Source organism: Pseudomonas sp. 57B-090624 (assembly GCF_003234055.1).
GTDB classification, from domain to species: Bacteria; Pseudomonadota; Gammaproteobacteria; order Pseudomonadales; family Pseudomonadaceae; genus Metapseudomonas; species Metapseudomonas tohonis.
In genome coordinates, this window is sequence record NZ_QKRU01000073.1 from 25,991 (window position 1) to 34,532 (window position 8,542).

At 68.3% G+C, this 8,542-nt stretch carries 6 protein-coding genes and 1 pseudogene; 5 read left to right on the forward strand and 2 right to left on the reverse strand.

Annotated elements, in window-relative coordinates; all coding sequences use genetic code 11:
• Window positions 1-331 precede the first annotated feature (331 nt).
• Both DMX10_RS26390 and DMX10_RS26395 read right to left on the reverse strand, forming a co-directional pair.
• Window positions 332-853: an NUDIX hydrolase gene (locus DMX10_RS26390; protein WP_111263880.1), complete on the reverse strand. Its 522-nt coding sequence runs from the start codon at window positions 851-853 to the stop codon at window positions 332-334.
• Window positions 853-1,920, reverse strand: a complete 1,068-nt coding sequence (locus DMX10_RS26395) for a DUF2333 family protein (RefSeq protein ID WP_111263881.1) — start codon at window positions 1,918-1,920, stop codon at window positions 853-855. Before DMX10_RS26395 ends, DMX10_RS26390 begins: the two co-directional genes overlap by 1 nt.
• 300 nt (window positions 1,921-2,220) lie before the next feature.
• Here DMX10_RS26395 and DMX10_RS26400 point away from each other — a divergent pair, with 300 nt between their 5' ends.
• From DMX10_RS26400 to DMX10_RS26420, 5 genes and pseudogenes are all read left to right on the forward strand, one after another.
• Window positions 2,221-3,834: a PleD family two-component system response regulator gene (locus DMX10_RS26400; RefSeq protein ID WP_111263882.1), complete on the forward strand. Its 1,614-nt coding sequence runs from the start codon at window positions 2,221-2,223 to the stop codon at window positions 3,832-3,834.
• A 1,480-nt stretch (window positions 3,835-5,314) separates the two neighbouring features.
• Window positions 5,315-5,902, forward strand: a complete 588-nt coding sequence (locus DMX10_RS33765) for a methyl-accepting chemotaxis protein (RefSeq protein ID WP_371921730.1) — start codon at window positions 5,315-5,317, stop codon at window positions 5,900-5,902.
• Window positions 5,903-6,076: 174 nt separating this feature from the next.
• Window positions 6,077-7,840, forward strand: a complete 1,764-nt coding sequence (locus tag DMX10_RS26410) for a protein-disulfide reductase DsbD (RefSeq protein ID WP_111263884.1) — start codon at window positions 6,077-6,079, stop codon at window positions 7,838-7,840.
• A 120-nt stretch (window positions 7,841-7,960) separates the two neighbouring features.
• Window positions 7,961-8,404 carry a type II 3-dehydroquinate dehydratase gene (aroQ, locus tag DMX10_RS26415; protein WP_021222377.1) on the forward strand — a complete coding sequence of 148 codons (444 nt, stop codon included), beginning with the start codon at window positions 7,961-7,963 and terminating at the stop codon, window positions 8,402-8,404.
• 25 nt (window positions 8,405-8,429) lie between these two features.
• A pseudogene (locus tag DMX10_RS26420) lies at window positions 8,430-8,542 on the forward strand (acetyl-CoA carboxylase biotin carboxyl carrier protein); the annotation flags it as partial.

Here is an 8,542-nt window from a genome sequence, read left to right on the forward strand (position 1 = left end):
CCCGGCGGGGAAGCCGGGCTTGAAAGGCGGCGAAATTTAGCAGCATTCGGCGCGAATGCTAAGTACGAAATTGCGCCATTGGTCGACAGAATCGCGACCTTCGCGCTTCGCTGTGCAGCATCCCGCACGAAAGGGTCCGGGATATTGCACAAACCCGCGCCTGGCGCGGGTTCGGCAGGGGAAAATGGGGTGCCCACAGGTTGGCATCGAGCGAGAGCGGTGGGCTGAAGCCCACCCTACGGCCAGCGATGGCACATCGTAACCAGGGGCGCCGATCGGTGGATGAGAAGAGCGTCATCCACCCTACTCAAGGCATGCCGTCGTAGCTGGGTCAGGCACCGAGGTAAAGCTGCAGGGCACGCTGGGAGTCGGGGCAGCAGGGCTGCATGGCAGCGGCTTCCGCCAGGTCGACGAAACGCGCCTCGAGCACCTCTTCAGGCTGCAGCCGCAACGGTGCATCGGAGACGGCGGAGAACACCGCGCACCAGAGGCGGTTGCCCGGCTCGTCGAAGAAGAAGCGCCCGTGCTCGACCAGCGGCACGCCGGCGATGCCCAGTTCCTCCGCCAGTTCGCGCTCGGCCGACTCGGCGTAGCCCTCCCCGGCCGCGACCATGCCGCCGGCGGCAAGATCCCAGTATCCGGGGTACACGGCCTTGCTCAGGGCGCGTCGGTGCACGCAGAGGCGCCCGGCGGAATCGAAGAGGAGGATGAAGGTGCCCCGCCCGATCAGGCCACGTTCGCGCAGCTCGGCGCGGGGCAGTTCGCCGAGGAGGCGGTCCTGTTCGTCGACCCAGGCGATGCGCTCGGCATCGGAGGCGGCGCGGTGCGCCGCCTCGCGTTCGCTGATGGCCATCAGCCCTGCTCGAGCAGCTGGCGCAGGTCGATGATCGCGGCGTTGGCGCGGGAGATGTAGTTGGCCATCACCAGCGAGTGGTTGGCCAGTACGCCGAAGCCGCTGCCGTTGAGCACCATGGGGCTCCACAGCGGCTCCTGGGCGGCCTCCAGCTCGCGGATGATCTGGCGCACGCTGATGGTGGCGTTCTTCTTCGCCAGCACGTCGGCGAAGTCCACTTCGATGGCACGCAGGAGGTGCGAGAGCGCCCAGGCCTGGCCACGGGCCTCGTAGAAGACGTTGTCGATCTGCAGCCAGGGCGTCTCGACGATCTCCTCGCTGACCTTCGGCACCACGCCTTCCTGGACTTCCTGGGCCTTCACGTCGGTGTTCAGGCGCACCCGGCCGACGCTGGCGGACAGGCGCTGGGACAGCGAGCCCAGGCGGGTGGCGACGTCACCCAGCCAGTTGTTGAGGTTGTCGGCGCGGGTATAGAACTGCGCGGAGGACTGGTTCGGGTCGGAAAGACGGGCGAGGTAGCGGTCCAGGGCGCGGATGCCTTCCTGGTACTCGGTCTCGGAAGCCGGCAGGGCCCAGCTCTTGTTGTCGAAGTTGAAGCGCGGCTCGGCTCGGGCGAGGTCGGCGTCCTCGGTGGATTGCGACTGCGAGCGGGCGAAGTCCTTGCGCAGGGCGCGGGACAGGTCGCGGACCTGCACCAGCACGCCGTATTCCCAGCTGGGCATGTTGTCCAGCCAGAGGCCGGGCGGGGCGAGGTCGTTGGAGAGGTAGCCACCGGGCTTGTCGAGCAGCGTCTGGCCGACCTGCTTGAGGGTTTCCACCGTGGTGTAGCCGGTCACCAGCTTGCGCTGGGCGCGCTCGGCGGCGGCCTGGGCATTCTGCTGCACCGGGAACAGGCCGGGCTCCTGGCTCCAGTACCAACCCACCAGCAAGGCTGCCAGCAGGTAGACCACCAGCAGCGAGCCCAGGGCGCGGCTCAGCCAGATGCCGCCCAGGTAGCTGCGGACATCGTCCACCGAATCATCGACGCGATCTCGTGCCTGGCCCGCACGCTTCTTCCAGTCCAGCATGGCAATGTCCTTAAACTCATCAACTCGGCGAATTCGACAGCAACCTGCGGCGAGGGTGCCATCCGGGTCATGCACTATAAGTGAAGCGCCGGACCTTGCCAGCGGCAAATGGCCAAACCAAGAGTGGGCGGCAAGCTGAGACGGGGCGCACAGGGCAACTGTGACCCAATGGTTCCCGTTGAAAAAATACTGGCGCCAGTAGATCGGCGGTACTAGCGTACGCACTATCAGGTGCTAGCATAGCGCCACCATTCTGACCGCTGTCTCAACGTACTGCGGTCGAGCATTAGAAGCAGTGCCATGACCGAGCAAGAAGATCCCAGTCGCGATCGCCTCAAGAATCACTTCGCACAGCGGGTGATCCACCAGGCACGGCATCTTCTGGAAGTCTGGCAGCGCCTGCAGCGCGCCGAGTGGACCAGCGCCGACCTCACCGAGCTGACCGAGGCCAACGCCTACCTGCTGCGCTATGCGGAACGCTTCGAGCAAACCGAACACACCCAGCTGGCCCACGGCATCGCGGGCTGCCTGCGCGCCATCCAGGCCAACCGCGGCCGCCTCTCCAGCGACCTGATCACCGAGCTGAGCCAGTTGATGCAGCGCCTGTCGCGCACCGGCCTGCGCCATGGCGACCAGCTGGAGCAGACCTTCCTGCCGCCCCTGCGCAAGCCGGTCTACCTGGCCCTGCAGGACCAGGAGCGGGCCCAGCGCCTGGCCCAGCAGATGGACTTCTTCGGCCTCTTCGTGCAGACCTGCGACAGCGCCAACGCCTTCCGCGCCGCCATGGCCGAGCGCCATCCGGCCGCCATCGTCATGGAAGTGGATTTCGCCGGGCGCGGCCTCGGCCTTGAGCTCGCCCTGGAGGCGCAGAAAGGCCTGGAGCCCAAGCTGCCGGTGCTGTTCTTCAGCCATGAGGAAACCGATACGCCGACCCGCCTGGCCGCCGTGCGCGCCGGTGGCCAGGAGTACTTCACCGGTGCCCTGGACGCCTCCAGCCTGCTGGAGAAGATCGAGACCCTGACCCGCACCGCCCACTATGAGCCCTACCGGGTGCTCATCGTCGACGACTCCAAGGCCCAGGCGATGCACACCGAGATGGTGCTCAACAGCGCCGGCATCGTCACCCAGGCCATCACCGAGCCGGCCCTGGCCATGGGTGCTCTGGCCGAGTTCCAGCCCGACCTGATCATCCTCGACATGTACATGCCCGAGTGCCTGGGCACCGAGCTGGCCAAGGTGATCCGCCAGCACGAGCGCTACGTCAGCGTGCCGATCATCTACCTCTCGGCCGAGGACGACCTGGACAAGCAGCTGGATGCGATGAGCGAAGGCGGCGACGACTTCCTCACCAAGCCGATCAAGCCGCGCCACCTGATCGCCACGGTGCGCACCCGCGCCAAGCGCGCCCGCAGCCTGAAGGCGCGGATGGTGCGTGACAGCCTTACCGGCCTGTTCAACCACACCCACACGCTGCAGCTGCTGGAGGACGCCCGCTCGCGCGCGCGTCGCGACGGCACCCCGCTGACCTTCGCGATGATCGACATCGACCACTTCAAGAAGGTCAACGACACCTACGGCCACCCCATGGGCGACCGGGTGATCAAGAGCCTGGCGCTGTTCCTCAAACAGCGCCTGCGCAAGACCGACCACATCGGTCGCTATGGCGGCGAGGAGTTCGCCATCGTCCTGCCCGACACCGACCTGCAGGCCGCCCACCGCGTGCTGGACGAGATCCGTCGGCGCTTCGCCGAGATCCACTACCCGGCGCAGCCCCACGACCTGTCGTGCACCTTCAGCTGCGGCATCGCCGAACTGCGCGACGGTGCCGACGGCAACCTTCTTTCCAAGCAGGCCGACGAAGCGCTCTACCGCGCCAAGCACGGCGGTCGCAACCGCGTCGAACTGTTCACCTGACAAGCCGACCAAAGGGCGTGACGCAGTTCACGCTGTCATCAGGCTGAAACCGAACCGCAATATCTTTCAGGGCCTGTCCGTTCTGTAGTCGGTCGAGGCCCCGATGCGCCTGAAACAGCTCACCAACCTCAACACCCTGCTCCTGGTCACCGTCTGCCTGGCGCTCGGCGTCACCCTCTGGTGGTCCCAGCGCGCCCTGGAACGCCCCTACCAGGTGATGGAGCAGTACATGGACCTGGCCCAGCGCTTCCAGCGCGATGTCAGTGCCAACATCGAGGCCTACCTCGCCAGCGGTGACGCCCTGCGCCACAGCGCCGCGATCCAGAGCCTGGACGAACTCGACCAGCGCATGGCCCAGCTGCCACCGCAGCTGGCGACCACCCTGCGCGCCAGCATCGACGACCTGCGCGCCTTCAGCGGCGACCAGCTGCTGGCCGCCGGCAAGCTGGCCGGCGACCCGCAAGGCCTGCTGCTGCAGGCCGAACGGGAGATCGATGGCGCCCTGGAGCAGCTGGCCCGCTACGCCGACGAGGGCGACGCCGCCCAGGCCACCGACTACCGCAAGCCGCTGCTCGCCGCCGCGCAGCACCTGACCCGCCTGGCCCACGCCCGGGCCAAGCTGGTGGAAAGCGGCCGTGACGAGCTGGCCGCCGATGTCGAGCGCGAGCTGGCCGCCCTGGCCCAGGAGTCCGCGCGCCTCGACGCCCTGCCGCTGCTGGGCGTGGCCGACGCCTCCAGTTCCGCTTCCGATGATTTCGCCGCGATGATGGGCCTGGCCGCCGACACCCAGGAAAAGCAGGCCGAAGACAGGGGCATCGCCCTCAAGCGCGACCTGGGCAGCCTGCTCACACGCTACCCGGCCGAGCTGCAACGCACCCGCCAGCTGATCACCAGCCGCGCCGAACTCGCCGGCACCACCCGCGCCCGCCTCGACGCCCTGCGCCAGGCCCTGGCCGCCCTGGAGCCGCTGGTGCGCTCCGAGCACGGTCGCATCCAGGGCGAAGTGCGGGTGATCCAGGGGCTGATGATCGGCCTGATCCTGCTCATCGCCCTGGCCGTGGACCGTATCCAGCGCAACCTCACCCGCGTGCTCGGGCGCCTGGTGCAGTCCCTCTCCGCCTGGGCCGCCGGTGATTTCAGCCAGGCCATCGCCCTGGATTCGAAGATCGACGACCTGCGCGGCATCGAACAGTCCCTGGGCCGCCTGCGTGCCTACCTGGGCGAGCTGGTGGGCACCATCCGCCACCACGCCGAACAGGTGGCCGGCAGCAGCCATACCCTGGCCGAGCTCAACGGCGGCCTGCACGCCGGCGCCGAGCGCCAGGCCGGCGGCACCGCGCAGATCCGCGACGCCCTGGGCGAACTGGAGGCGACCATCCAGCAGGTGGCCGGCGATGCACGCCAGGCCGCCGCCGCCAGCCACGACGCGGGACGCGCCGTGGAGCAGGGCCAGCGCATCATCGGCCAGAGCCTGGAAGGCATGCACAGCCTGGTCGGCGAGGTGCAGGGCAACGCCGTGGCCATCGAACGGCTGGCCCAGGAGTCCGCCACCATCGAGAGCGTGCTGGTGGTGATCCGCGGCATCGCCGAGCAGACCAACCTGCTGGCGCTCAACGCCGCCATCGAAGCGGCCCGTGCCGGCGAGCAGGGCCGCGGCTTCGCCGTGGTCGCCGACGAAGTGCGCACCCTGGCGCAGCGCACCGCCGGCGCCACTGGCGAGATCCAGGAACTCATCGGCCGGCTGCAGACCGCCGCCCACCAATCGGTACAGGGCATGCGCGCGCAGGTCGAGCACGCCGAGGCCACCGCCGCCCGCGCTGCCGCCGCCGATGGCGCGCTGGACGAGATAGTCGCGGCCATCCGCACCATCGCCGACACCGCCGGGCAGATCGCCGAGGCCACCGCCAACCAGAGCGGCGCGGTCACCGAAATCCGCGGCTACAGCGAGGAGATCCACCAGCTCGGCGACGACAACCTGCAACGCATCGGAAGCAGCCGCGACCAGGCCGAGCAGCTGCTGCAGCTGGGCGGCGACCTGACCCGCGCGGTGCAGGCCTTCCGCGTCTGACCCCTGCGGCGACGTGTCGCGGGTGGCGGCGGTGAAGCCCGCTGCCGCCGGCCCGCCCGACGCCACCGCGCCATGACCATCGGGACGGTCGAGAAAACCGCTTACAGGATCGGCGCTGCATGGCGGCGGCCGGCTCCGCTATCATGCCCGGCACCTTCGCCTGCCGAGACTTCCATGCGCCGTCTGCTGACCCTGATCCTGCTGCTGGTCGCCCTGCCCGCCAGCGCCGGGCTGCTGGATAACCGCCCCAGCTCCACCCTCGGAGCCGCGCTGAACAACAGCAAGGACTTCCTCCCCGTGCGCGAGGCCTTCCGCCTCAGCCTGGTGGACAGCTCGCCGACCTCGATCAAGCTGCGCTTCACCAACGCCGAGGGCTACTACCTCTACAAGCACCGCTTCCAGTTCCGCACCGAACCGGCGGACATCGCCCTGGGCGATGCGCAGCTGCCGGCCGGCAAGCACAAGACCGACGAATACTTCGGCGACGTGGAGGTGTACTACGAAGTCCTCGACGTCGACCTGCCGCTGAACAACCCGTCCAATCGTCCCTTCAAGCTGCTGGTGACCTACCAGGGCTGCGCCGACAAGGGCCTGTGCTACCCGCCGGAGACCGAAACCCTGCAGATCGGCGACGCCCCGGCGGCGCTGGAGGGCGCGATCCCATCCGAGGGCAAGGGCTGGAGCTGGCACGAGCTGGCGCTGTTCTTCCTCGCCGGCCTCGGCCTGACCTTCACCCCCTGTGTGCTGCCGATGCTGCCGATCCTCTCCGGCGTGGTGCTGCGCGGCCAGGTGGGCGGCAGCCGCGGCCTGGTGCTGTCGCTGGCCTACGTACTGCCGATGGCGGCCTGCTTCGCCGTGCTAGGCGCGCTGATGGGCGTGTTCGGTGCCGAACTGAACCTGCAGGCGCGCCTGCAATCGGCCTGGGTGCTGGTGCCCTTCGCCGCCTTCTTCGCGGTGTTCGCCCTGGCCATGTTCGGCCTCTACGAACTGCGCCTGCCACAGTTCATCAGCGGCCCGCTGGATCGCCTGGCCGGCAACACCCGGGGCGGCTCGATCTGGGGCGCGGCGGCACTGGGGGTGTTCTCCAGCCTGCTGGTCTCGCCCTGCGTGTCGGCCCCGCTGGCCGGTGCCCTTCTCTATATAAGCGCCAGCGGCGATGCCCTCGGCGGCGGCCTCAAGCTGTTCGTGCTCGGCCTCGGCATGGGGGCGCCCCTGGTGCTGTTCGCCGTGGGCGGCGGCACGCTGCTGCCGAAGTCCGGCAACTGGATGGTCGCGGTGCGCAACGCCTTCGGCGTGCTGCTGCTGGCCGTCTCGGTGTGGCTGCTGGAGCGCGTGCTGCCCGGCCCGCTGTCCCTGGCCCTGTGGGGCCTGCTGGCCGGCGGCGTGGCGCTGTTCCTCGGTGCCCTGGAATTCACCCCGAAAACCGCCCGCCAGCGCCTGGCGCAACTGGCCGGCCTGGTGCTGCTGGTCTACGCGGTGGCTGCCTGGACCGGCGCCCTCAAGGGCGAGTCGGACCCGCTGCGCCCCCTCGGCCGTCCGGGTGCTGCAGCCGTCACCACCAGCACCGCCGGTGCCTGGCAGACCATTACCACCCCGGCCGAGCTGGCCGCCGCCCAGGTCGAAGCCAAGGCCGCCGGCAAGCCGCTGCTGCTGGACTGGTACGCCGACTGGTGCATCAGCTGCAAGGTGATCGAGCGCGAGGTGCTGACCGCCCCCGAGGTGGCCAGCCAACTGGGCGCCTACCGCCTGGTGCGCTTCGACATGACCGCCAGCACGCCCGAACAGCGCGCCCTGCTGGACCGCTACAAGCTGTTCGGCCCGCCCGCGATCCTGTTCTTCGCCCCCGATGGTGACGAATGGTCGGAATCGCGTGTCGTAGGTGAGATCAACGCGGCGGACTTCGCCGCCAGGCTGCAGGGCGCTGCCCAGCGGCTCTGAGCCGGATTTTCACAAATCTGCCGCAAACTACGGGCATCGTGTCGGCTACTACCGGCATATGGACAGCCTCTCGGGCTTTCCTGCATAGTCCCGCCTGGCCCCCAATAAGGAAGACACCGCATGGCCACCCTGCTCGTCCTGCACGGCCCCAACCTCAATCTGCTGGGCACCCGCGAACCCGACAAGTACGGCGCCACCACCCTGGCCGAGATCAACCAGGACCTGGAGCGCAGGGCCCGCGAGGCGGGCCACCACCTGCTCTACCTGCAGAGCAACGCCGAGTACGAACTGATCGATCGCATCCATGCCGCACGCAACGAGGGCGTGGACTTCATCCTGATCAATCCCGCCGCTTTCACGCATACGAGTGTCGCCCTACGTGACGCGTTGCTCGCGGTGAGCATCCCATTCATCGAAGTGCACCTCTCCAACGTGCACAAGCGAGAACCTTTCCGCCATCACTCCTACTTCTCGGACGTTGCAGTGGGAGTGATTTGCGGTCTTGGCGCCACCGGCTACCGCCTGGCCCTGGACGCGGCGCTTGAACACCTTGAACGCCCCTGACCTCACCCTTGGGAGTTGATAATTAATGGATATCCGTAAAGTCAAAAAACTGATCGAGCTGCTGGAAGAGTCCGGTATCGACGAGCTGGAGATCCGCGAGGGCGAAGAGTCCGTGCGCATCAGCCGCCACAGCAAGCA

Bases quoted from the DNA above. Each gene is read 5' to 3' on its own strand.
- DMX10_RS33765 (WP_371921730.1), top strand. From the start codon at position 5,315: ATGCACAGCCTGGTCGGCGAGGTGCAGGGCAACGCCGTGGCCATCGAA.
- DMX10_RS26395 (WP_111263881.1), bottom strand. From the start codon at position 1,920: ATGCTGGACTGGAAGAAGCGTGCGGGCCAGGCACGAGATCGCGTCGAT.
- DMX10_RS26410 (WP_111263884.1), top strand. From the start codon at position 6,077: ATGCGCCGTCTGCTGACCCTGATCCTGCTGCTGGTCGCCCTGCCCGCC.
- DMX10_RS26390 (WP_111263880.1), bottom strand. From the start codon at position 853: ATGGCCATCAGCGAACGCGAGGCGGCGCACCGCGCCGCCTCCGATGCC.
- aroQ (WP_021222377.1), top strand. From the start codon at position 7,961: ATGGCCACCCTGCTCGTCCTGCACGGCCCCAACCTCAATCTGCTGGGC.
- DMX10_RS26400 (WP_111263882.1), top strand. From the start codon at position 2,221: ATGACCGAGCAAGAAGATCCCAGTCGCGATCGCCTCAAGAATCACTTC.